Origin of the sequence: Streptosporangium vulgare (assembly GCF_042428775.1) — a bacterium.
Classification (GTDB): domain Bacteria; phylum Actinomycetota; class Actinomycetes; order Streptosporangiales; family Streptosporangiaceae; genus Streptosporangium; species Streptosporangium vulgare.
Map to the genome: position 1 here is coordinate 588,284 of NZ_JBHMBS010000004.1, position 21,805 is coordinate 610,088.

Sequence of the window (21,805 nt, forward strand, 5' to 3'; positions counted from 1 at the left end):
CTCGGTGTCCAAGACCTCTTGTGACGGTGGCGATACCCTGAAGGCATCACCAGACGGGGAGGCCTGATGGATCTGGATTTACGCAAGCTGCGCTACTTCGTCGCGGTCGCTGAGAGGTTGCACTTCGGCCGCGCCGCCGACGACCTGCACATCGCGCAGCCGGCCCTCAGCCGCCAGATCCGCGCGCTCGAGCATGACCTCGGCGCCCCTCTGTTCGTCAGGGACAGCCACGGCGTGACGCTGACCGACGCGGGCCAGCAGTTGCTGGACGACGCCGGCCCGCTACTGGCCGCCGCGCAGGGGGTCCGTCGCCGGGTGAGCGTTGCTGCGCGCGGCACCCGGCGGCTGACGGTTGGTTTCCGGGCCGGTGTCGCCGTCACACCAGCGGTACGGGCGTTCGAGACCCGGCATCCGGATGTGATCGTCGACGTACAGCGCATCGAGGGGGATGAACAGGCCGCGATGCTGCTCGACGGCCGCATCGACGTGGGCTACGTACGACTGCCGATCGACGAGGCGGGCCTGCGCGTCACCCCGCTGTACACCGAGCCGCGGGTGGCGGTGCTGCCCGCCGACCACCGGATGGCCGGCAAGGAACAGATCACCGAGGCCGACCTGGCCGGCGAACCGCTGGTCTGGAACGCCGACCCGAGCACGCAGCCCACGAGGCGCCCGCACCCGAACGCCGGATACCAGGTGCGCGGGGTGGACGAGACGCTCGAGCACGTCGCAGCCGGCCGTGGTATCTCGTTTCTGGCCCGTTCAGCGACCGTGTTCTACTCCCATCCGGACGTCAGCTACGTGCCCATCCCGGACCTGTCCGCCGAACAGGTGTGCCTCGCCGTGCCGGCGGCACGCACCTCGCCTCTGGTCGACGACTTCGTCGCCGCGGCTCGGGCGACCGCCGAGATCACAGCGGAATGCGGCAACTACGAAATGTGGCAACTCGGAGGCGAATCCGCCGCCAGGAACGGTTGATTGATCCGGCCGGCCACAACAGCGCCAACCGAGGGCCGCGCTCACCGCGATGCCGAACACCACGGGTTCGATCGTTGCTGCGCCCGATCGGTGAACCGCAACACCGGGACTGTAGAGAAAACGGCTCTGGCTCACTTTCGGTGGTGACCGAGCGTGGTCACAGGCGATAAGGGTGCGCTGGGGACGAATCAGCCGGCCAAAAGGGGGCGTGACGTGGTCTGGCGCGCAAGGGCGCGGGCAATCGCACGATCTTTCGGGCATTTGATGAGGAACTCGACCAGCTCCGCGACGTCAGCTTGATACGCACGTTCCGTTACCACTGAAAGTGAGCCAGAGCCGAATACGAGACAGAGCCGTTTGATTGACAGGCCCTACAGCAGTTCGGCCGTATCCCGCTCGAAGATAGGGCCAGAGTGTTGACGATCCAGGCGGCTGCGACGCTCGGGCTCCGTCAAGGTGAGGCGTTCGGCCTGGCCGTCGAGAACATCGACCTGGCGGCCGGAGTCGTCCACGTACGGCGGCAGGTCAAGATGCTGAACAACCGTCAAACGAAATCACCGTAGGTCAGAAGCCTGGCAGCTCAGAACATCGAGATGTGGACATGGTCGATGTGGTTGGCGGTGTTGCCGCCTCGGTTGGACATCATCTTCCATCCGGCGCCGGTGCGGACGTCGTAGTACCTCTGCTGCCAGATGATGTACATGACCCCGAGGCGGCCACCGTTGTCGATGGCCCACTGGGCGAGGCGGTTGCCGCGGTCCATGGCGTCCTCCGCGGGGACGTTGCCGCCGGTGCTCATCATGAAGTCGCAGGCCCGGCCGCTGCCGTGGTCGCCGGGGTCGCCGGGGCGCAGGCAGCCGTAGCCGTACGGCATGGGGAAGTTCTGCAGCACGAGGTTGCGCATGGTGATCGTGCGGGGGGTCAGGCCGCCGCTGCCCGAGGGGGTCTGGAAGCCGTACTTGGCCAGGAGCTTCTCGATCCTGACCCGCTGCCGCTTGAGGTCGGCGATGTCCTTCTTGAGCTTGACGATCTTCGTGTCGGCGGACTTCTCCGCGGCCTTGGCCTTCTTGATGAGGTCCTTGACCCGGTTGAGCTGGGTGGCGCGGCGGCTGGCCAGGTAGGACATGGTCGCGGCCTGGCCGAGGGCCAGGGTGGCGTCACCTTGGAAGCTCAACAGGTTGCCGTCGTCGAGGGCGCCGCCCATGTAGGTGGTCTGGGCGAAGCGCACGATGTCGGTCTCGGCGTTGGCCAGGGCACGCCTGAGGCTCTTGGCGTTGGCCGTGGCCTTGCTGGCCTGGACCCGGGTCTCCTCCAGGCTCTGCACCTGGCCCCGGTAGCTCTTGTTGAGCGCGGCGGCCTCTTGGGTCAGCTTCTTGAGCTCGGCCTCGGGGTTGGGCTTGGCGGCCCGGAGGGGGGCGGCGCCGGCGACGGCGGGCGACAGGAGCAGCACGGTGAGTGCGACAGCCAATGCGGCTGCGCGAGTCTGCCTCACGCTTCGCTCACCTCCGGAGCCCCTCATGGACGGAGCGAAACTATAGAAGACGATCTTGAAGCTCGCCACCGGAACGGTGGAACTCGCGCACCATTGGTGAACTACCTACCGCTTTAGGGTGATTCAAACAAATACTATAGGACATATCACTCCTGTCACTCTGAAGAATCCTCGCACAGAACGCACCACTCCACTCGCGGGCGAAGGCGCCTCAGACCCGAGCACGAAGGCACCTCAGGCTCGTGCACGAGAACGCCTCAGACCCAAGCACGAGAGCGCCTCGACCACAGGCGCCAGCGCCCTCTCGGTCCGAGGCGACCCAAGGCAACCCGAAGCGTGAGTGCCTTTTGGCTCAAGACGCGGGAACGTCTCAACCCAGGGCGCGAAGACGGCTTCGACTCAGGGCACGAAGACGCCGATCACCCTTGTCATCAGCGACAGAACATGATTCGGTCTCAAGCAGCGGCGGGGCGCGTGGCGCCCCGCCCCGCGGATGGAACCGTCCGAGAATCGCGACTCTGGCCCGCCCACCAGGAGGCAACACATCATGCGCCAGCACGACACGCTCTTCATCGGAGGCGACTGGGTGGCCCCCGCCGGGACCGGCATCATCGACGTCGTCTCCCCCCATACCGAGGAGGTCGTCGGCCGGGTCCCCGACGGCACCCCCGCCGACATGGACCGGGCGGTGGCCGCCGCCCGCCAGGCGTTCGACCACGGCCCGTGGCCCAGGATGACGATGGCCGAGCGCGCGGCCGTCGTCGGCAGGCTCGCCGAGATCTACGCGGCCCGCCAGGGCGAGATGGCCGAGCTCATCACCCTGGAGATGGGCTCTCCGATCACCTTCTCCCAGCTGGCGCAGGCCCCGCAGCCGCTCGGCATGCTCCAGTACTACGCCGAGCTGGGCAAGACCTTCCCCGTCGAGGAGGAGCGTCCCGGCACCTTCGGCACCGTGACCGTCCGCCGCGAGCCGGTGGGCGTGGTCGCCGCCGTGGTCCCGTGGAACGTCCCGCAGTTCGTCATCATGATCAAGCTGGCCCCCGCCCTCGTCGCGGGGTGCACGGTCGTGGTCAAGCCCGCGCCCGAGACCCCGCTCGACTCCTACCTGCTGGCCGAGATGGTCAAGGAGGCGGGCATCCCCGACGGCGTCGTCAACATCGTCGCCGCCGGGCGCGAGACGAGCGAGTACCTGATCTCCCACCCGGACGTGGACAAGGTCGCCTTCACCGGTTCCACCGCCGCCGGGCGGCGCATCGCGGCGATCTGCGGCGAGCAGCTCAAGCGGTGCACCCTGGAGCTGGGCGGCAAGTCCGCGGCGATCATCCTGGACGACTGCGACCTGCCCTCCGCGATGGGCTTCCTGTCGATCGCCTCGCTGATGAACAACGGCCAGGCCTGCGTCGCCCAGACCCGCATCCTGGCCTCGCGCAACCGCTACGACGAGGTCGTGGACGCGGTCTCGGCGATGGTACGGGGCATGCCGGTCGGCGACCCGTCCGACCCGGCGACCGGCATCGGCCCGATGGTCGCCAAGCGTCAGCAGGAGCGGGTCGAGGGCTACATCAAGATCGGTATCGACGAGGGTGCCAAGCCGGTCGTCGGCGGCCTGGAGCGTCCCCACGACCGCGGCTGGTACGTGGCCCCGACCGTCTTCGCGGGAGCCACCAACGAGATGCGCATCGCCCGCGAGGAGATCTTCGGGCCGGTCCTGGCGGTGATCCCGTACGAGGACGAGAAGGACGCGATCCGGATCGCCAACGACAGCGACTACGGCCTGGCCGGGACGGTGTGGACCGCCGACACCGAGCACGGCATGGACGTCGCCCGCCAGGTCCGTGCCGGCACCTACGGCGTCAACCTCTTCATGATCGAGAACAGCTCGCCCTTCGGCGGTTTCAAGGGCAGCGGCCTCGGCCGCGAGCTGGGCCCGGAGGGACTGTCGGCCTACCTGGAGTACAAGTCGATCGCCCGCCTGGGCTGAGACGCCCCGCGAGCGGGCCGGGGCCGCACAGCCCCAACCGGTGTCCCGGGGCCGGCCACGGGTGCCCTGCGGGTCCCGGCGCGCCGCTCCACGGGGCCGGCCAGGGCCCAGAACCACGCGGAGGCCGTTCAGGTGTGCTCGTACGGCTCGCGACGAGCCGTACGAGCACATCGCCGGACGGACCGCCCAGCGCACCCCCGCGACGCTGGGCGACCATCCGACCACAAGAAGTATGTCCCACGACGAGCGCCGAGCGATGGTTCGGGTCCCGCGGACTTCTCCCGGCGGATTTCATTCATCCGCTGTCGTGGTAGACGTCTTTTATCCGCGATTGGTTCGGGAAACGACGGAAAGAGTTTGCCGGGCGATCTCGAACTCCTCGTCCGTGGGGATCACCGCGACCTTCACGGCCCCGCCCTCGGCGGAGACGAGCGTGTCGCCACGCGCGTTGCGCACCGGGTCCACGGTGATGCCGAGCGCCCCGAGACCGGCCAGCGCCCGCTCCCTGATCAGGGCGGAGTTCTCCCCGACCCCGCCGGTGAAGGCGATGACGTCGACCGTGCCGAGGACCGCGTAGTAGGCGCCGACGTACTTGCGGAGCCGGTGGCAGTAGACCGACACGGCCAGCTCGGCGTCCGGGTCGCCCTCGGACAGCCGCTCCGTCACCGCGCGCATGTCGTTGTCGCCGCAGAGACCGAGCATGCCGCTGCGGCGGTTGAGCAGCGTGTCGATCTCGTCGAGGGACATGCCTCCCGTACGCGCCAGGTAGAGGACCACCGCCGGGTCCAGGTCGCCGCTGCGGGTCCCCATGACGAGACCTTCGAGCGGGGTCATGCCCATGGACGTGTCCACGCACCGCCCGGCCGACACCGCCGACGCGCTGGCCCCGTTGCCGAGGTGCAGGACGATCACGTTGGCCTCGGGCCCGCCCGCGAGGAGGGCGGCCTCGCGGGAGACGTACGCGTGTGAGGTGCCGTGGAAGCCGTAGCGCCGCACCCCCAGCCGCGCGGCCACCTCGCGGTCGATCGCGTACGTCGAGGCGGCCGGGGGGATCGTGGCGTGGAAGGCGGTGTCGAAGACCGCGACCTGCGGCAGGTCGGGACGGAGCCGCCGGGCGACCTCGATGCCCGCCAGGTTGGCGGGGTTGTGCAGGGGCGCGAGCGGGACGAGCTCCCCGATCCCCCTGACCACCTCGTCGGTGATCAGCGTGGGCCGGGTGAAGGCCGTGCCTCCGTGCACCACCCGGTGCCCGATCGCGGTGAGCTCGGGGGAGTCGAGCCCCAGGCCGTCGGCGGCGAGCCGGGCCGCGACGGCCTCCAGCCCCGCCCGGTGGTCGGCCACCGGGGAGCCCGGCTCGCCGATGCGCTCCACCGTTCCCGAGGCGAGCCGCTCGGCGCCGGACAGGAGCCGGTACTTCAGGGAGGAGGACCCCGAGTTGAGGACCAGCACCCGGCCGGGCTCCCCGCCCGGGACCGGGCCGCTCCCCCGGTTCGGATCGTTCAGAGCATCCTCCCGGCCCAAGCCTGAGCGGTACCCGGGGCTCCCGCTCCCGCCCTCGTCACAGCTCCGTCCGGAGGTCCCGGAAGTCCCGGCGGCCCCGGAAGTCCCGGAGATCCCAGCCGTCCCGAAAGTCCCGGCCATCCCGGAGGTCCCGGAGGCCCCGTCCGTCCGCGTGCCTCGCTCGCTCAAGGGGTGACCTCCTGCGCCTGTACGGCGGTGATGGCGACGGTGCTCACGATGTCGGTGACCAATGCCCCGCGTGACAGGTCGTTGACCGGCCTGCGCAGCCCCTGCAGGACCGGCCCGACCGCGACGGCACCGGCCGAGCGCTGCACGGCCTTGTAGGTGTTGTTGCCGGTGTTCAGGTCGGGGAAGATCAGCACGGTCGCCCGCCCCGCGACCTGTGACCCGGGCAGCTTGGCGGCCGCGACCCTGGCGTCCACCGCCGCGTCGTACTGGATGGGCCCCTCGACCAGCAGGTCGGGCGCCCGCTCGGCGACCAGGGCGGTGGCGGCGCGGACCTTGTCGACGTCGGCGCCGCTGCCCGACTCGCCGGTGGAGTAGGACAGCATCGCGATCCTCGGCTCGACGCCGAACCGCCTCGCCGTACGGGCCGAGGAGATCGCGATGTCGGCGAGCGTCTCGGCGCCGGGGTCGGGGTTGATCGCGCAGTCGCCGTAGACGAGGACCCGGTCGGCCAGGCACATGAAGAACACCGAGGAGACGACCGAGGTGTCGGGAACCGTCTTGATGATCTGGAAGGCGGGCAGGATCGTCGCGGCCGTGGTGTGCGCGGCCCCGGAGACCATGCCGTGCACCAGGCCCCGGTGCAGCATCATCGTGCCGAAGAAGTTGACGTCGGCGACCACGTCCAGGGCCAGCTCGGGGGTCATGCCCTTGTGCGCCCTCAGCTCGGCGTACTCCTCGGCGAACGACTCCCGCAGCGGCGAGGTGAGCGGGTCGGCGACGGTCACGCCCGACAGGTCCAGGCCGAGGTCGCCGATCCGCCGCCGCACCACCTCCTCCCTGCCGAGGAGGGTGATGTCGACGATGCCGCGCCGCAGCAGGATGTCGGCGGCCCGCAGGATGCGGTCGTCCTCGCCCTCCGGCAGCACGATGTGCCGCCGGTCGGCCCGCGCCCGCTCCAGCAGGGTGTGCTCGAACATCATCGGGGTGACCCGCTCGGAGCGCGTCAGCTCGATCCTGTCGGCCAGACCGGCCGCGTCCACGTGCGCCTCGAAGTGGCCGAGGGCTGTCTCGATCTTGCGCGGGTTGTCGGCGGTGAGCCGTCCCTCCAGCCCGGCCAGGGTGGTCGCCACGGTGAAGCTGTCCGCCTCGGCCGCGAGCACCGGCACGCCGGGCGCCAGACGGGCTGTGAGCTCCCGTACGGCCTCGGTGGGCCTCTCCCCCACCGTGAGGACGACCCCGGCCGGTCTCGCCGTACCGGCCGCCTCTACGGCCAGCGAGACCAGGAGCAGGTCCGCGCGGTCGCCCGGCGTGATCACGAGCGCGCCGTCGACGAGGTGCTCCAGGAACACCGGGAGCGTGGCGCCGCCGAACACGAACCCGAGCACGTCGCGCGACAGGCCCTCCTCGCCCTGGATCAGCTCGGCGTCCACCGCCCGCATGACCTGCCCGACGGTCGGCGCCGACAGCGACGGATGCTCGGGCACGGCGTAGCAGGGCACCGGCAGGTCGCACTCGATGACCGCGCCCTCGGGCACCCGGTTGGCGATCACCGCGAGCACCGTGCAGCCCAGGTCGGAGAAGACCTGGTAGCCGGTACGCATCTCCGTCGCGATCTCCTCGGCGTCGTCTCCGTGCGCGCCCACCACCACGATCACCGGGGCGCCGAACTCGGCGGCCAGGCGGGCGTTGAAGGCCAGCTCGCGCGGCAGGTCGTCGGTGTCGAAGGAACTGCCGAGCACCAGCAGGGCGTCGCACTCGCGCTCCAGGGTGTGGAAGCGGGCGACCAGGCGGCCGATGAGCTCCTCGGCGCCCCGCTCGGCGTAGATCTCCGCGGCGTCCTCGGCGGTCACCCCGGTCGCCGAGGCGGCGGGACGGTATCTGGCCTTGAGCAGCTCCAGGGTGCGGTCCTCACCGCTCCCGGTGATCGGCCGGAAGACCCCCGTGCGGTCGACCCGCCTGGTCAGCAGCTCCATCAGGCCGAGCTCGACGATCTGCCTGCCGTCGCCCCGTCCGAGACCCGCAACGTAGATGCTCCGCATGTGTCCCTTTCCTCGCCGCTGCCCGCCGCCGTCACATCACACCGCCACACGGTCAGCCAATCTTCAAGAGGAGTAAACACCTTCCGGAGGGCCGGAACGGGCCGCGGCCCACCTCCCGATGCGGCTGACCAGCTCCGGGGTGGCCGCCGACTCCGCGTGGCCGAAGCCGGGCTCGATCCACAGCTCCTTGGGCTCGTTCGCGGCCTCGTAGATCTGGTACGCGTGCTCAAGGGGGAAGAAACGGTCCGCGTCGCCGTGCACGACCAGGAGCGGCGCCGGTGAGATCTTCGCGGCCGCCTCGTACGGCGCCAGCGGCAGCGGGTCCCACACGCCCTTCATGATCCGGGTGCGCTTGCCCAGCCGCGCGGCCAGCCGCCCGATCGGCCTCTCGATCGCCCAGTGCACCTGGCGCATCGGCCTGGTTCCCCGGTAGTACCAGCGCGCCGGCGCGCTCACCGACACCACCGCGTCCGGGCCGCCCAGCACCCCCGCGTGCCGTACGGCCACCGCCCCGCCCAGGGAGAACCCGACGGTCACGACCCGCCGGTAGCCGATCAGCCGCGCGTGCCGTACCGCCGCCTCCACGTCGAGGATCTCCAGGTCGCCCACGGTCGACCGTCCTCCCGAGCGCCCGTGTCCCCTGAAGTCGAAGGCGATCACCCCGCCGAACCCGCTGAGCACGTGGGCGATACCGCGCGTGGCGCGTTCCCTGAGCGATCCGGTGAACCCGTGGGCCAGGACGATCCCGAGGTCGTCCGCGCCGCGCGAGGGGGTGTGGGCGGCGTCTATCCGCAAGTTGTCCCGGGTTCTGAGCATTACGGGAAACGACGGTGCGAGAGGCATGGATCCGAGCTTAGGGAGTGCCGGAGGCCCTGCCACGGCCCGGTCCGCCGTCCCGGCCACGAGTCGCCGCCGGGTCGCCGTCCGAGGGCCGGAGAGGTGTCCGGGGGGTGAATTGGCGCACTTCATCTGCCGGAGGCGTGAGAGCGATTGTCCGGATCAACTAAAATGGGAAGGCCGCACAGTCCGCGGCCAGCCTCCACGATCACAGAGTGAGACTCCATCATGCCTTTGAACAGCCGCGACGACCTGCGGAACATCGCGATCATCGCGCACGTCGACCACGGCAAGACCACTCTCGTGGATGCCATGCTCTGGCAGTCGGGCGCCTTCCGCGTCAACCAGGACGTGGACGACCGCGTCATGGACTCCAACGACCTCGAACGCGAGAAGGGGATCACCATTCTCGCGAAGAACACCGCCGTCAAGCACGGCGGCATGACGCTCAACATCATCGACACCCCCGGCCACGCCGACTTCGGCGGTGAGGTCGAGCGGGGCCTGTCCATGGTCGACGGTGTCGTGCTGCTGGTCGACGCCTCCGAGGGGCCGCTGCCGCAGACCCGGTTCGTGCTGCGCAAGGCGTTCGCCGCCAAGATGCCGGTCATCCTGTGCATCAACAAGGTCGACCGTCCCGACGCCCGGATCAAGGAGGTCGTGGACGAGGTCTACGAGCTCTTCATCGACCTGGACGCCACCGAGGATCAGATCGACTTCCCGATCGTCTACGCCTCGGCCAAGGCCGGACGCGCCTCGCTCAACCGTCCCGAGGACGCCGGGATGCCGGACTCCGAGGACCTGGAGCCGCTGTTCGAGGTCATCAAGAACACGATCCCGGCCCCGGTGTACGACCCCGAGGCCCCGCTGCAGGCGCACGTCACCAACCTGGACGCCTCGTCCTACCTGGGCAGGATCGCGCTCTGCCGCGTCCACCAGGGCACCATCAAGAAGGGCCAGCAGGTCGCCTGGTGCCGCACCGACGGCAGCATCCAGCGGGTGAAGATCACCGAGCTGCTGATGACCGACGCGCTGGAGCGCAAGCCCGCCGAGGAGGCGGGTCCCGGCGACATCATCGCGATCGCCGGCATCCCGGACATCATGATCGGCGAGACCCTCGCCGACCCCGAGGACCCGCGCCCGCTGCCCCTCATCACGGTCGACGAGCCCGCGATCTCCATGACCGTCGGCACCAACACCTCGCCGCTGGTCGGCCGGGTGAAGGGCTCCAAGGTCACCGCCCGCATGGTCAAGGACCGGCTCGACAAGGAGCTCGTCGGCAACGTGTCGCTGCGCGTCCTGCCGACCGACCGTCCCGACGCGTGGGAGGTGCAGGGCCGTGGCGAGCTGGCGCTCGCCATCCTGGTCGAGCAGATGCGCCGCGAGGGCTACGAGCTGACCGTCGGCAAGCCGCAGGTCGTCACCAAGCTCGTCGACGGCAAGGTCCACGAGCCGGTCGAGCGGGTGACCATCGACTGTCCCGAGGAGTACCTCGGGGCGATCACCCAGCTGCTCGCCGTCCGCAAGGGCCGCATGGAGCACATGACCAACCACGGCACCGGCTGGATCCGCATGGAGTTCGTGGTCCCGGCCCGTGGCCTGATCGGCTTCCGCACCGAGTTCCTCACCGAGACCCGCGGCACCGGCATCGTGAACCACGTGTTCGAGGACTACGAGCCGTGGTTCGGCGAGCTTCGCACCCGCAACAACGGCTCGCTGGTCGCCGACCGGCCGGGCCCGGTGACCCCGTTCGCCATGCTGAACCTGCAGGAGCGCGGCGTCCTGTTCGTCCAGCCGACCACCGAGGTCTACGAGGGCATGATCGTTGGTGAGAACTCGCGTTCCGACGACATGGACGTGAACATCACCAAGGAGAAGAAGCTCACCAACATGCGCTCCTCGACGAGCGACACGACGGAGACGCTGATCCCGCCGCGCCAGCTCTCGCTGGAGCAGGCGCTGGAGTTCATCCGCGAGGACGAGTGCGTGGAGATCACCCCGGAGAACGTGCGCATCCGCAAGGTCGTCCTCGACGCCTCGACCCGCGCCCGGACCACCGCCCGCGCCAAGCGGACCAACTGACCCGTCTGGTCCACCCGGTCCACGGCGCCGCCTCCGGCCCGTGGCACCGCTTCACATCGCTTCACACCGTCCCGCCGGGCTCACCCGGCGGGACGGTCTCGTCCAGGACGACCTCGCCCGGCACGACTTTGCCTGGCAGGGCGGCGTGGTGCCCTCGGTTCCCGCCTCCTCCTGGGGTAGGAACCCTGTGCTGGCCGCTCCCCGTCACGGCAGGGGAGCCCAGGACTCGTACGGGGGATATCTCATGCTTCACAGAACCTGTCTCGCCCTGATCGTCGCGCTCGGCGCGCCGGCGGCCGGAGCCGGCACCGTAGCGGCCGCCCAGGCGATCTCGTGGACGCCGCGGATCTCGCAGGGGTCCGCGACGGCCGAGGCCGTCATCAAGAACACGGACGGCAAGACCATCGGCTCCCTGCGCATCGAGGACGAGCCTGCCGGCAAGTCCACGCTGACGATCACCGTCGCCGGCCTGCGTGCGGGCTATCACGGCTTCCACGTCCACGCGAAGGGCGTCTGCGACCCCAAGGCGATCGACCCGGTCACCCGCAGCCCCTTCTCCAGCGCGGGTGCGCACTTCAGCATCTCGCCGACCACGCACAGCGGGCACTCCGGCGACCTGCCCAACCTCCTCGTCGGCGCCGACGGCACCGGCGAGGCGACCGTCGTGACCGACCGCTTCCGGGTGGGACAGCTCTTCGACGCCGACGGCAGCTCCATCGTCGTCCACGCCCTGCCGGACAACCACTCCAACATTCCCGACCGCTACAGCCACCAGGGGCCTCCGAGCGGTGTCGGCCCGGACGCGGAGACCCTCAAGGCCGGAGACTCCGGCGGGCGCGTCGCCTGCGGTGTGATCACCAGGAACCAGTGACTCCCAACCGCTCCGCAAGAACGGCCGGGCAGGATTCCGTACCGAAAGGGGGATCACCATGCAAGTCTTGACCGGCCGGATGCACCTGGCCCTGCTGCTCGCGTGGGTGGCCTTCACCGCGCTCGTAACGCTGCTCACCTGAACGTCCCTTCCGGTACGGCTCCGATACGGCCGCCTCCGGCGGACAGCGCCGTATCGGACAGCGCCGTACCGAACAGGGCCGCCCGGGGCCGTACCGGATCGGACCGCCCCGGGCACCCGTGAAGTCTTCCCGCGCCGGATAAGCCGAAGAAACCGAAGAAACCGGATAGGCCGAAGAACCGGTCCGGCCGCCTCACCCTCGAACCAGGCACCCGGCCCGCCCGACACCGGCGGGTACCCGGTGACCTGGTGTCAGGGACTCTCGCGCGGCAGCTCGACGGTGATCGTCAGGCCGCCCTCCTCCCGGGAGCTCGCGACCACGGTCCCGCCGTGGGCCTCGGCGACGACCCGGACGATCGACAACCCCAGGCCGCTGCCGCGGTCGGAGCGCAGCCGGTCCCCGTGCAGCCTCCGGAACGGCTCGAAGATCGTCTCGATCTCGTAGGGCGGGACGGACAACCCGGTGTTCGCCACCACCAGCTCCACCCGGTCGGCGCGCTGCCGGGTGGACACCCACACCTGGCCGCCGCCGTGGTTGTGCCGGATCGCGTTCTCCACGAGGTTCTGCACGAGCCTCTCCACCAGCACCGGCTCCCCGGCGGTCGGCGCGGGGTCCAGCAGCCTGTGGATGGTCACCTCGTGCTCCCCCGCCTCCTCGCCCGCCAGGTCGAGCACGTGCTCGACCACGTCGGTCAGGTCGAAGGGACGGCGGTCGAGGACCGCCTGCTCGCCCTCGGTCAGCGCGAGCAGGCCGTCGATGAGCCTCTCGTGCCGGGTGTTGACCAGCAGCAGGGACTCGCCGAGCCGCCTGACGTCCTCGGTCGCGTCGGGGCGCCGGACCGCGACGTCCACCAGGGTGCGGTTGATGGTGAGCGGGGTGCGCAGCTCGTGGGAGGCGTTGGCGACGAAGCGCCGCTGGCTGTCGAAGGACCGGGCCAGGCGGGCGAGGATGGCGTCGACGATGTCGGCGAGTTCCTTGACCTCGTCGTCCGGCCCGGTGTAGGTGATGCGCCCGGTGAGGTCATGGCTCTGGGCGACGTACCGCGCGCTCGCGGTGACCTCCCTGACGGGGCGGAGCGTCCAGCCCGCCGCCCGCCAGCCGCTCGCCATCGCGACCCCCGCGGCCACGAGCACCGCGAAACCGCCCACGACGAGGACGTTCCTGACCGTGTCGGCCTGGTAGACACGCCTGACCTGCGCGACCCGCTGCTCCGCCACCCGGTACTCGGAATGCTCCGGCGTGTAGTAGACGTACGCGACCCGGATGTACTCCGGATGCCGCAGCCCGTCGCGGGGCTCCAGGCTCTGCCGTACGAGCAGGGCGAGTCCCGCGACCAGGAGGACGCCGATGTAGAGGACCACCGTGCAGCAGGCGACGGCGAACCGGAAACGAACGCTCATCCTCATGGAATGCGGTATCCCACTCCCGTGACGGTCTCGATGACCGCCGGTTCGCCGATCTTGCGGCGCAACTTCATCATCGTCGTCCTCACGGTGTTGGTGAACGGGTCGGTGTGCTCGTCCCACACCTTCTCCAGCAGCGTCTCGCTGGAGACCACCGCCCCGCCCGCGCGCAGCAACTCGGCCAGCACACCGAACTCCTTACGGGCGAGCGGCACGTAGCGCCCGTCGCGGAACACCTGCCGGTGCGCCCGGTCCAGGCTGATGCCTGCCCGCTCCAGCAGTGGCGGGTCGGCGGGCCGCACCCGGCGGCCCAGCGCGTGCACGCGGGCCGTCAGCTCCTCGAACGCGAACGGCTTGGGCAGGTAGTCGTCGGCGCCGAGGGACAGGCCCGCCACCCGTGAGCGCACGTCACCCGACGCGGTGAGCATGATGATCCGCACGAGGGCCCCGTCGGCGACCACGGTCCTGCACACGTCGTCGCCGTGCACGCCCGGCAGGTCGCGGTCCAGCACGAGCACGTCGTAGTCGTGGAGCCGCAGCCGTTCGAGCGCCGCCTCCCCGTCGTAGGCGACGTCGACGGCGAACGCCTCCCCGCGCAGTCCCTCCGCGATCGAGTCGGCGAGCATCAGCTCGTCCTCGACGACCAGCACCCGCAAGACGCCTCCCCCGGCTCCGAATCGCGTCAGCGTGCCACACACGGCATAACGCGGGCGTAACCAAACTCGGTGACGGCAAGGTTATCGGCCGGTCGCTGGACTGCTCCCACCGTGCCGGGGAGTCCCCGGCCCAGAACGGGGGACCATCCATGCTCACCTCATCCGGAGGGATCCGGACCGCGCCCGCGCCCGCCGAGGGGAACGATCCACGCGACCGGCCCCGCGCCCTCCGCACACCCAGCGCCCTCCGCGCCCTCGGCGGCCACCGGCTGTTCGTCGTCGCGATCGTCCTGGCGGCCGGGCTCCGCGGCCTCGTCATGCTCGGCTACGACACCGCCCAGCTCTACTGGTACGACTCCTTCACGTATCTGAACACGGCCGTCCACCTGGCACCCTCCGGCGCGTTCCACCCGGCCGGGTACCCCTTCCTGCTGCGGCTGCTGCTGCCCTTCCACAGCGTGGAACTCGTCGCGGGCGTCCAGCACGCCATGGGCCTCGCCACGGGTCTGATGATCTATCTGGTGCTGCGCCGCCACTCGCTCCCCGGGTGGGGGGCGACCCTGGCGGCCCTGCCCGTGCTGTTCAACCCCGCCTTCCTCAGGCTCGAACACGCCGTGCTCTCCGACACCCAGCTCATCTTCCTCATCACCGCCGCCCTCACGGTCCTGATGTGGCGGGCCAGGCCGTCGGCGCGGGCGCTCGCCGTGACGGGGCTGCTGCTGGCGCTGGCCGGGCTCACCCGCACGGTCGCGGTGCCGCTGCTGGGGCTGGTCCTGCTCCACCTGCTCCTGCGGAGGGCCGGTTGGAAGCGGGTGGTCGCGCTGGCCGCCGCCGGACTGCTGCCGCTCGCCGCCTACGCGGGCTGGTACCACCAGCACCACGGGCGGTTCGCGCTCAGCGGCTCCGACGGCGTGGCCCTGTGGGCGCGCACGATGACGTTCGCCGACTGCTCGGTGATCAGGCCGCCCGCGAGGGAGGCGGTCCTCTGCCCGAACGGCACCGTCGTCGACGCCGCGTCCGAGTACGTCTGGGCTCCCGGAGCCTCGCTCAACAGGTTGCCGGGAGGCCGGTTCGCCCACAACGACCTGGCCAGGTCCTTCGCGCTGCGCGCCATCGCCGCCCAGCCGCTGGACTACCTCCGCGAGGTCGCCCGCGACACCGCGCTCACCTTCGCGCCGACCCCGGTCCGCCATCCTCTGCGTGTCTCCCCCGCCCTGACGTTCCCCGTCGGCTCCTGGCCGCTGCCCCCCTTCCCGCTGATCGACCAGGTGCGCCGCGAGTACGACGGCGACATCCGGGGGATGTCGTCGGTCGAGCCGTACGGGAGCCTCCTGGGCTCGTACTCCTACCCCGGCGTCCTGCACGGCCCGCTGCTCGGCGCGCTGCTGCTGCTCGGCGGCCTCGGGTCCGCCGGGCGACGGCGCCCGGCCCTGCTGCCGTGGACGGTGGCCGTCTTCCTGCTCCTCGCCCCGATCGCCGCGCTGGACTTCGACCACCGTTACGTGCTGCCGTCGATCCCGACGGCCTGCCTCGCGGCGGCCCTGGCCGTGGCGGGCCTCAGCCGCCGAGCTCGCGCTTGCGGCGCAGCAGGGCGGCGCGCTCGGCACGGGCCCTGAGCAGGACGGCCACCGCGAGCACGGCCAGCGTCGCGGCGACGGCGACCCCCGCCGTACCCGCCCAGGTGCCCCTGGTGGCCGCGACCGCGGCCGTCCCCGCCGTGAGCAGGCCCGTCGCGGCCACCGCCAGCCAGGCGGCGATCACCCGGTCGAGGGCGAACAGCGGCGTCCTGCGGGTCAGCGCCCAGGCCCCGTAACCGGCCCAGCCCAGGCCGAGCGCGACCAGCGCGCCGAAGGCCAGGTGTGTGCGGCCCGGCAGGGCGGGCTCCGTGGCCCACAGCAGGCCGGTGAACAGCGCGCCGCCCAGACCGCCGAGCAGTGCCGCGACGTGGCCGATCCGGCGGCGCAGCGACAGCGGCCCCGACAGCCTGCCGATCATGTCCTCGGGGTTCATCTCCGGTATCCCCTCTCCGTGAGCTGGTCGCGCAGCATGCGCCGCGCGCGGGACAGGCGTGACTTGACCGTGCCGACGGGGACGGCGCAGATCCGCGCGCAGTCCTCCAGGGAGAGGTCCTGCAGGTAGAACAGGACGAGGACCTCCCGCTCCCTGACCGGCAGCCCCGACAGGCCCGCGAGCAGGTCGGCGCGGTCCACGAGGGCGTCGGCGGGATCGGCGGACGCCTGTTCCTCCTCCAGTGGGATCTCGGGCCTGGCGTACTCCTCGCGGAGCCGGTCGGCCACCGCGCGCCTCGCGATCGTGAACAGCCAGGGCGCGAACCCGCCCGGCTCCTTCAGGCGCGGCAGCCCGCGCACCACGGCCACCCAGACCTCCTGGGCCACGTCGTCGGCCCGCGAGGGCCCCAGCATGCGCCGTACGTAGTTCCACACCGGGTCGTGCCAGGTCCGTACCAGCTCGGCGAACGCCTCGCGCTCGCCGAGCCGGCACCGGACCACCAGCAGTTCGTCAGTCACCCTGCCTCCTCGCCCCGGACAGTCGGGAAACGGGCGCGGCAGGTTCACGCCTCCTCCGCCGGTTCTCTCTCCAAGCCTTCGAACGGACCTTCAACCAGGTCCCAACCAGGTCCCCAACCGGACCTTCGACCAGGTCTCCAGCCGGATCCTCGACCGGGTCTCCAGCGGGTCCGTCCTCCCGTCCGTCACGCTCGCCGGCGGGTTTCCGGGCGGGCGCGCCCGTCACCGGCTGCTGTAGTACTTCCTCCCCGGCGCGGGACGCCCACCGTACAGCTCGGACAGCGTCACGAACCGGTAGCCCCTGGCGGCGAACTCGTCCAGCACCCGGGGAACGGCCTGGACCGTGGAATGGTGGATGTCGTGCATCAGCACGATGGACCCCGGCCCGGCCTCGGTCGCGCGCCGGGCGACGACCGCGGGGTCGTGGTCACGCCAGTCGAGCGTGTCGACGTCCCACAGGATCTGGGCGAGCCCCAGGTGGCGGCTCTCGGCGGCGACCCTGGAGTCGGTCAACCCGTACGGCGGGCGCATGAGGATCATCGTGACCCCGGTCGCCTGCTTGACGAGCCACTGGGTACGGCCCAGCTCCTCCCTGATCGCGGCCTGTGACAGCAGGGGCAGCTGCGGGTGGTCCCAGGTGTGGTTGCCCAGTTCGTGTCCCTCGGCCACCATCCTGCGCAGGGTGTTCTCGCCGTCGCCGAGGACCATGCGCCCGACGACGAAGAAGGTCGCCCTCGCCCGGTACCCGGCGAGGATGTCGAGCAACGACTCGGTGTAGGCCCCCGGCCCGTCGTCGAAGGTCAGCGCCACGCACCTGATCCGGTCGCAGTCGATCCGGCGCGCCTGCGGGGAGACGGGAAGGTCGTCCCGCGGCCAGTGCGGCCGTGCCGCGTCGGGTCCGAGCCCGGGAACGGGGTCCGGGACGAGCCCTGGAGCAGGACCTGGGGCGAGGGCGGGAGCGGGACCCGGGGCGAGGGCGGGTGAGGGAGCGAGGGCGGAGGGCTCCACGGCCGCCGGTTCCACCGAACCCACCAGGGTGATCGGGGAGGTGCAGCCCCAGATCGCGAACAGCAACGCCAGCGGCACGACCCACACCCGCCACACCCGCATGCTTCCCCCCGAAAGCGCCGCGGGGACGGCGAGCGGCCCGGCCGGGTCCCCCCGCAAGATCATGACCGGGTATTCCACCAGGATGGGACATCAACGGCCGGTTGCTCGTACCGACGCGCCACTTCATGCCACATTCGGCGAGATGCTCCCCCTGGTGGCCATCTCTCATCCGATGCGCCCAGTTAGAGCTTTAAAGCCCCCAAGACAGGCGGACGCCCCGGGGCGCCTTCCGGGGGCGCGGCTCCCGGGGCGCGGGGCTCGGAACCACCGAAGCGTCAGGAGCGGTCAGGCGTCTCCCGGGGCTCGGTCACGACCATCATGAACCGCAGCGGCGTGTCCCCCTCGTTGGCGTACCTGTGCGGCCGGTCGGCGCTGAACACGACCGCGTCGCCCTCCTCCGCGATGTGGCTCTTGCCGTACACCGAGAGGGTGAGCCGCCCTTCGAGCACGGTCAGCATCTCGCGCGTGCCCGGGGGGTGGGCGTCGCCGTCGTGATGGTCGCCGGGGGCGAGCCGCCAGTCCCACAGCTCCAGGATGGCGGGCGCGTCGGTGCCGACCAGCAGCCGCGCGGTGCTGGACTTCCCGTGCGGGAAGGTGACGACGTCGGCGCCGCTGACCACCCGCACCACGGGCGTGTCGGCGACCTCCACCATCCGCGCGACGGTCACCCCGAGCGCGTCGGCGATGCGGGTGAGCGTGCTGATGCTCGGGTTCGTCCTGCCCTGCTCGACCTGGACGAGCATGCCCCGGCTCACTCCCGAGCGCGCGGCGAGCTCGTCGAGGGTCATCTGCCGGTGCGCCCGCTGCGCCCGCACGTTGTTGGCGACCGCGGCGGTGATCGTCTCTGGATCCATGAGTTCAGTGTAGTGAACTCGATTTGCACTCTATTGCACTTCATATATTGTCCTGTCAGTACAGTCTATTGAACCGAGGTGGAACGTGACGGCTGTGATGCTGGCGACGGCCTGCGCGCTGGTGTACGGCACCGCCGACTTCCTCGGCGGTCTGGCCACCCGCCGGTCGCGGGTGCTCGCGGTGGTGGTCCTCTCCCAGGTCGCCGGGCTGGCCGTGATCGTCGCGCTGCTGCCGTTCCTGCCGGAGGCGCCCTCGCCCGCGGCCCTCGCCTGGGGCGCGGCCTCCGGGCTGTGCGGCACCGCGGGGATCGTGCTGTTCTACCGGGCGCTGGCCACCGGCGTGATGTCGGTGGTCGCGCCGATCACCGCGACCGTCTCGGCGGCACTGCCCGTGCTGTTCGGGCTCGCCGTCGGGGAGCGCCCCGAGCCGGTCGCGCTGGGCGGGGTGGTCCTCGCGCTGCTCGCGGTCCTGCTGGTGAGCCGCGGCTCCTCGGACAGGAAGGCCACCCGGGGGTACGGCCCGATCCTGGCCTCACTCGCCGCGGGCGCGGGTTTCGGCGGCTTCTTCGTCATCATCGCCCAGGCTCCGGTGGACTCCGGCATGTGGCCGCTGCTCGGAGCGCGCCTCACCTCCGTCACCTCCATCGCCGTGCTCGCCCTCGCCACCGGCCGCGCCCTGCGCCCCGGGTCCGGCACGCTGCGCGTCATCTTCGCGGCCGGGACGCTCGACATGGCCGCCAACGTGCTCTTCGTGCTCGCCCAGCAGCGCGGGATGCTCAGCCTCGTCGCCGTCCTGGTCTCGCTCTACCCGGCGAGCACCCTGCTGCTCGCCCGCCACTTCCTGGGAGAACGGCTCAACCCGGTGCAGGTGGTGGGAATCGGCTTCACCCTCGCCGCGGTCGCGTTGATCGCGTCCGGTTGACACGATGTCGCCGACTGACTCTGTTGTGTTGAAGCCGGACGCTTGTTACGGTCATCCCCGTGCAGCCCGAGCGGGCGTTCCTCGACTCCGGCGGGCCGTTCGCGCACACGGCTGTCGCGTACGGCTCCGATTCCGGTTTCCTGAGACTCGTCCAGCCCCTGATCGCCGGCGCCCTCCGCGAGGGCCGGCGGATCCTGGTCGTCGCGGGCGAGCGCGGGCTCGACCTGATCGGTGACGCCTTCGGCACCGACACCCGCCTCATCGACCGCCGCCCCTCCGGGAAGTGGTACGCCCACCCCACGCGGACCCTCGCCGCCTTCCACGACTACATCCGCCGGCGGGAGCGGCCACTGGTCCTCGGGGAGCCGGTGTGGACAGGCTGGACCGAGCGGCAGGCCCGCGAGTGGATCCGCTACGAGTCGGTGCTCAACGCCGCCTTCGCCGGGATCCCGGTCAGCCTGTGGTGCCTGTACGACGAGACGCTGGCACTCGACCACGTCCCGCGCACCCATCCCACGGAGCTGAGCGACGCCGGCCTGCGGCGGAGCGACCGCTATGTCTCCCCGGAGCGGTTCGCGCCGCCGGGGGACGACCTCCCCCTCCCCGACCCGCCCCCGTCCGCGGTGGTCACCGACTTCACCCTGGGGGAGCTGGGACGACTGCGCGCGCTCGTCACCGACTACGCGCACCGGGTGGGCATGCGGCGCGACCTGGTCGCCTCGCTCGTGCTGAGCGTCTCGGAGATGGCGGCCAACAGCGTGGAGCACGGCGCGGGACACGGCCGGGCGACCATCTGGGCGGCCGGCGGCGAGATCGTGTGCGAGATCGCCGACTCCGGTGGCGGCGACCTGGACGTCCCGCTGCCCGGCTATCTCCCGCCCGAGCCCGGCTCGCCACGCGGCTACGGGCTCTGGATCAGCCGCCAGCTCTGCGACCTGGTCCAGGTGCGCGGCGTGGACGGCGAGCTGCGGGTCAGGCTCCACATGGCGCTGGACTGACCGTCCGTCCCCACCGGCGCGAGGGCCCCGGGCGCGCGTACGGCCCGCGCCCTCTTCGGGTGCGGGCCGTACGAGAGATCGGAGAACAGGGGAGGGAGCGGGGATCAGGCGGCCTCTCCTCGGGGAGATCAGGCGGCCTGGACCTCCTCGGGCACGCGGAGGCCGCCCTCCTCGCGGGCGTAGTCCTCGAGCATGGTGCGGAGCTGGCGCCGGCCCCGGTGGAGGCGGGACATGACCGTGCCGATGGGGGTGCCCATCCGCTCGGCGATCTCCTTGTAGGCGAAGCCCTCGACGTCGGCCAGGTAGACGGCCACCCGGAAGTCCTCGGGCAGGGAACGCAGGGCGTTCATGACCGCGCTGTCGGGCAGCTGCTCCAGCGCCTCGGTCTCGGCGGACTTGAGACCGCTGGACATGTGGGACTCGGCGGCGGCGAGCTGCCAGTCCTCGATCTCCTCGGTGGCCGAGAGCTTGGGCGAGCGCTGCTTCTTGCGGTAGTCGTTGATGAAGTTGTTGGTCAGGATGCGGTGCAGCCACGCCTTGAGGTTGGTGCCCTCACGGAACTGGTGGTACGAGGTGAAGGCCTTGGTGACGGTCTCCTGGACCAGGTCCTCGGCGTCGGCGGTGTTGCGGGTCAGACGCATCGCGGACGCGTAAAGCTGGCTGGTGACCGGCACGACGTCACGCTCGAACCAGTCCTGGCGCTGCTCTTCCGTCATCGTGATCATTGGACCCCCCTCGTACTCTTCCCCCCATTACCGCCCGGCGACGTTGCGACGCACCCTTTCTGACGGCGCACTTGATGCTCGCAGGCACCTTGTAAGGGGGCCGTTAAAAGCGTTACGTGGTCAGGGGACTGATCTTTGGCTGTGCCAACGGCGGGTGCGACACGCTCTACAGCCGGACAAGTCTCAGTATCGTAACATCGTTCCCCGGATTCGGTAGAGGCTGTGTCCATCATCACATAACCCCAGGTAGGGGTCACTTTGGGGTCGTGAAAAACGTCGATCGCCATGCCTCCGGAACCCGCGACCGGCTGGCTGGAGCCGATCGGCGAGCCGAGGCCCGTGCCCTGAGAAACTCCGACACCCATCTCCACGTCTCCCCGCTTCCCGCGTGTTGGGGACTTAGAGCGTGACTCATTTGGTGAGTCTTCGGTAGCAGATAAGCGCCGCTGCGAGAGCGACAAAAGATGCGAAGTGATCGGCGCGGCGCTCGTAACGGCG

19 protein-coding genes and 1 pseudogene are annotated in these 21,805 nt (G+C 70.7%); 7 read left to right on the forward strand and 13 right to left on the reverse strand.

Annotated features, from left to right (window positions below):
- Positions 1–66 precede the first annotated feature (66 nt).
- Entirely contained in the window at positions 67–978 is a 912-nt protein-coding gene (locus ACFFRH_RS11980) for a LysR family transcriptional regulator (RefSeq protein ID WP_344748189.1), read from the forward strand.
- 371 nt (positions 979–1,349) lie between these two features.
- On the opposite strand, the gene ACFFRH_RS11985 is transcribed toward ACFFRH_RS11980, so the two are convergent.
- Positions 1,350–1,526 (reverse strand): hypothetical protein, encoded by a 177-nt coding sequence (locus ACFFRH_RS11985; RefSeq protein ID WP_386156201.1) that lies wholly within the window; start codon positions 1,524–1,526, stop codon positions 1,350–1,352.
- Positions 1,527–1,558: 32 nt separating this feature from the next.
- Positions 1,559–2,446, reverse strand: a complete 888-nt coding sequence (locus ACFFRH_RS11990) for a coiled-coil domain-containing protein (RefSeq protein ID WP_344748187.1) — start codon at positions 2,444–2,446, stop codon at positions 1,559–1,561.
- A 571-nt stretch (positions 2,447–3,017) separates the two neighbouring features.
- Between ACFFRH_RS11990 and ACFFRH_RS11995 the strand changes: the two genes are divergently transcribed.
- A complete protein-coding gene (locus tag ACFFRH_RS11995; RefSeq protein ID WP_344748186.1) occupies positions 3,018–4,451 on the forward strand; it encodes an aldehyde dehydrogenase in 1,434 nt (477 codons plus the stop codon).
- Positions 4,452–4,772: 321 nt separating this feature from the next.
- Here ACFFRH_RS11995 and ACFFRH_RS12000 read toward each other — a convergent pair whose 3' ends face one another.
- From ACFFRH_RS12000 to ACFFRH_RS12010, 3 genes are all read right to left on the reverse strand, one after another.
- Positions 4,773–5,900, reverse strand: coding sequence for an acetate/propionate family kinase (locus tag ACFFRH_RS12000; RefSeq protein WP_386156203.1), 1,128 nt, complete (start codon positions 5,898–5,900; stop codon positions 4,773–4,775).
- A gap of 236 nt (positions 5,901–6,136) precedes the next feature.
- Positions 6,137–8,179 (reverse strand): phosphate acetyltransferase, encoded by a 2,043-nt coding sequence (pta, locus tag ACFFRH_RS12005; RefSeq protein ID WP_344748184.1) that lies wholly within the window; start codon positions 8,177–8,179, stop codon positions 6,137–6,139.
- Positions 8,180–8,242: 63 nt separating this feature from the next.
- A complete protein-coding gene (locus tag ACFFRH_RS12010) occupies positions 8,243–8,995 on the reverse strand; it encodes an alpha/beta hydrolase (RefSeq protein ID WP_386156206.1) in 753 nt (250 codons plus the stop codon).
- Positions 8,996–9,244: 249 nt separating this feature from the next.
- On the opposite strand from ACFFRH_RS12010, the gene typA reads away from it, so the two are divergent.
- Positions 9,245–11,098: a translational GTPase TypA gene (typA, locus tag ACFFRH_RS12015; protein WP_386156208.1), complete on the forward strand. Its 1,854-nt coding sequence runs from the start codon at positions 9,245–9,247 to the stop codon at positions 11,096–11,098.
- A gap of 244 nt (positions 11,099–11,342) precedes the next feature.
- Positions 11,343–11,969 (forward strand): superoxide dismutase family protein, encoded by a 627-nt coding sequence (locus ACFFRH_RS12020; RefSeq protein WP_344748183.1) that lies wholly within the window; start codon positions 11,343–11,345, stop codon positions 11,967–11,969.
- A 393-nt stretch (positions 11,970–12,362) separates the two neighbouring features.
- Here ACFFRH_RS12020 and ACFFRH_RS12025 read toward each other — a convergent pair whose 3' ends face one another.
- Both ACFFRH_RS12025 and ACFFRH_RS12030 read right to left on the reverse strand, forming a co-directional pair.
- Positions 12,363–13,511, reverse strand: coding sequence for a sensor histidine kinase (locus tag ACFFRH_RS12025; RefSeq protein WP_344748182.1), 1,149 nt, complete (start codon positions 13,509–13,511; stop codon positions 12,363–12,365).
- A 2-nt stretch (positions 13,512–13,513) separates the two neighbouring features.
- Positions 13,514–14,170 (reverse strand): response regulator transcription factor, encoded by a 657-nt coding sequence (locus ACFFRH_RS12030; protein WP_344748181.1) that lies wholly within the window; start codon positions 14,168–14,170, stop codon positions 13,514–13,516.
- Between the two features lie 149 nt (positions 14,171–14,319).
- Between ACFFRH_RS12030 and ACFFRH_RS12035 the strand changes: the two genes are divergently transcribed.
- Positions 14,320–15,786: a hypothetical protein gene (locus ACFFRH_RS12035; RefSeq protein ID WP_386156211.1), complete on the forward strand. Its 1,467-nt coding sequence runs from the start codon at positions 14,320–14,322 to the stop codon at positions 15,784–15,786.
- On the opposite strand, the gene ACFFRH_RS12040 is transcribed toward ACFFRH_RS12035, so the two are convergent.
- The 4 genes from ACFFRH_RS12040 to ACFFRH_RS12055 form a co-directional block, all read right to left on the reverse strand.
- Positions 15,728–16,180 carry a hypothetical protein gene (locus tag ACFFRH_RS12040; protein ID WP_344748179.1) on the reverse strand — a complete coding sequence of 151 codons (453 nt, stop codon included), beginning with the start codon at positions 16,178–16,180 and terminating at the stop codon, positions 15,728–15,730. The genes ACFFRH_RS12035 and ACFFRH_RS12040 overlap by 59 nt on opposite strands.
- Entirely contained in the window at positions 16,177–16,698 is a 522-nt protein-coding gene (locus ACFFRH_RS12045; RefSeq protein ID WP_344748177.1) for an RNA polymerase sigma factor, read from the reverse strand. Before ACFFRH_RS12045 ends, ACFFRH_RS12040 begins: the two co-directional genes overlap by 4 nt.
- Before the next feature lie 222 nt (positions 16,699–16,920).
- Positions 16,921–17,871 (reverse strand): polysaccharide deacetylase family protein, encoded by a 951-nt coding sequence (locus ACFFRH_RS12050; protein ID WP_386156214.1) that lies wholly within the window; start codon positions 17,869–17,871, stop codon positions 16,921–16,923.
- 212 nt (positions 17,872–18,083) lie between these two features.
- Positions 18,084–18,662 (reverse strand): helix-turn-helix domain-containing protein, encoded by a 579-nt coding sequence (locus ACFFRH_RS12055; protein ID WP_386156216.1) that lies wholly within the window; start codon positions 18,660–18,662, stop codon positions 18,084–18,086.
- 85 nt (positions 18,663–18,747) lie between these two features.
- On the opposite strand from ACFFRH_RS12055, the gene ACFFRH_RS12060 reads away from it, so the two are divergent.
- Positions 18,748–19,584 (forward strand): EamA family transporter, encoded by an 837-nt coding sequence (locus ACFFRH_RS12060; RefSeq protein ID WP_386156218.1) that lies wholly within the window; start codon positions 18,748–18,750, stop codon positions 19,582–19,584.
- Positions 19,585–19,643: 59 nt separating this feature from the next.
- Positions 19,644–20,582, forward strand: a complete 939-nt coding sequence (locus tag ACFFRH_RS12065; protein WP_386156220.1) for an anti-sigma factor RsbA family regulatory protein — start codon at positions 19,644–19,646, stop codon at positions 20,580–20,582.
- 128 nt (positions 20,583–20,710) lie between these two features.
- Here ACFFRH_RS12065 and ACFFRH_RS12070 read toward each other — a convergent pair whose 3' ends face one another.
- On the reverse strand, positions 20,711–21,307 hold the full coding sequence (locus ACFFRH_RS12070) for a sigma-70 family RNA polymerase sigma factor (RefSeq protein ID WP_344748168.1): 597 nt from the start codon (positions 21,305–21,307) through the stop codon (positions 20,711–20,713).
- A 411-nt stretch (positions 21,308–21,718) separates the two neighbouring features.
- Positions 21,719–21,805, reverse strand: a pseudogene (locus tag ACFFRH_RS12075) (IS5/IS1182 family transposase); the annotation flags it as partial.

Bases quoted from the DNA above. Each gene is read 5' to 3' on its own strand.
- ACFFRH_RS11980 (WP_344748189.1), top strand. From the start codon at position 67: ATGGATCTGGATTTACGCAAGCTGCGCTACTTCGTCGCGGTCGCTGAG.
- ACFFRH_RS11995 (WP_344748186.1), top strand. From the start codon at position 3,018: ATGCGCCAGCACGACACGCTCTTCATCGGAGGCGACTGGGTGGCCCCC.
- pta (WP_344748184.1), bottom strand. From the start codon at position 8,179: ATGCGGAGCATCTACGTTGCGGGTCTCGGACGGGGCGACGGCAGGCAG.
- ACFFRH_RS12010 (WP_386156206.1), bottom strand. From the start codon at position 8,995: ATGCTCAGAACCCGGGACAACTTGCGGATAGACGCCGCCCACACCCCC.
- typA (WP_386156208.1), top strand. From the start codon at position 9,245: ATGCCTTTGAACAGCCGCGACGACCTGCGGAACATCGCGATCATCGCG.
- ACFFRH_RS12020 (WP_344748183.1), top strand. From the start codon at position 11,343: ATGCTTCACAGAACCTGTCTCGCCCTGATCGTCGCGCTCGGCGCGCCG.
- ACFFRH_RS12025 (WP_344748182.1), bottom strand. From the start codon at position 13,511: ATGAGCGTTCGTTTCCGGTTCGCCGTCGCCTGCTGCACGGTGGTCCTC.
- ACFFRH_RS12035 (WP_386156211.1), top strand. From the start codon at position 14,320: ATGCTCACCTCATCCGGAGGGATCCGGACCGCGCCCGCGCCCGCCGAG.
- ACFFRH_RS12040 (WP_344748179.1), bottom strand. From the start codon at position 16,180: ATGAACCCCGAGGACATGATCGGCAGGCTGTCGGGGCCGCTGTCGCTG.
- ACFFRH_RS12050 (WP_386156214.1), bottom strand. From the start codon at position 17,871: ATGATCTTGCGGGGGGACCCGGCCGGGCCGCTCGCCGTCCCCGCGGCG.
- ACFFRH_RS12055 (WP_386156216.1), bottom strand. From the start codon at position 18,662: ATGGATCCAGAGACGATCACCGCCGCGGTCGCCAACAACGTGCGGGCG.
- ACFFRH_RS12070 (WP_344748168.1), bottom strand. From the start codon at position 21,307: ATGATCACGATGACGGAAGAGCAGCGCCAGGACTGGTTCGAGCGTGAC.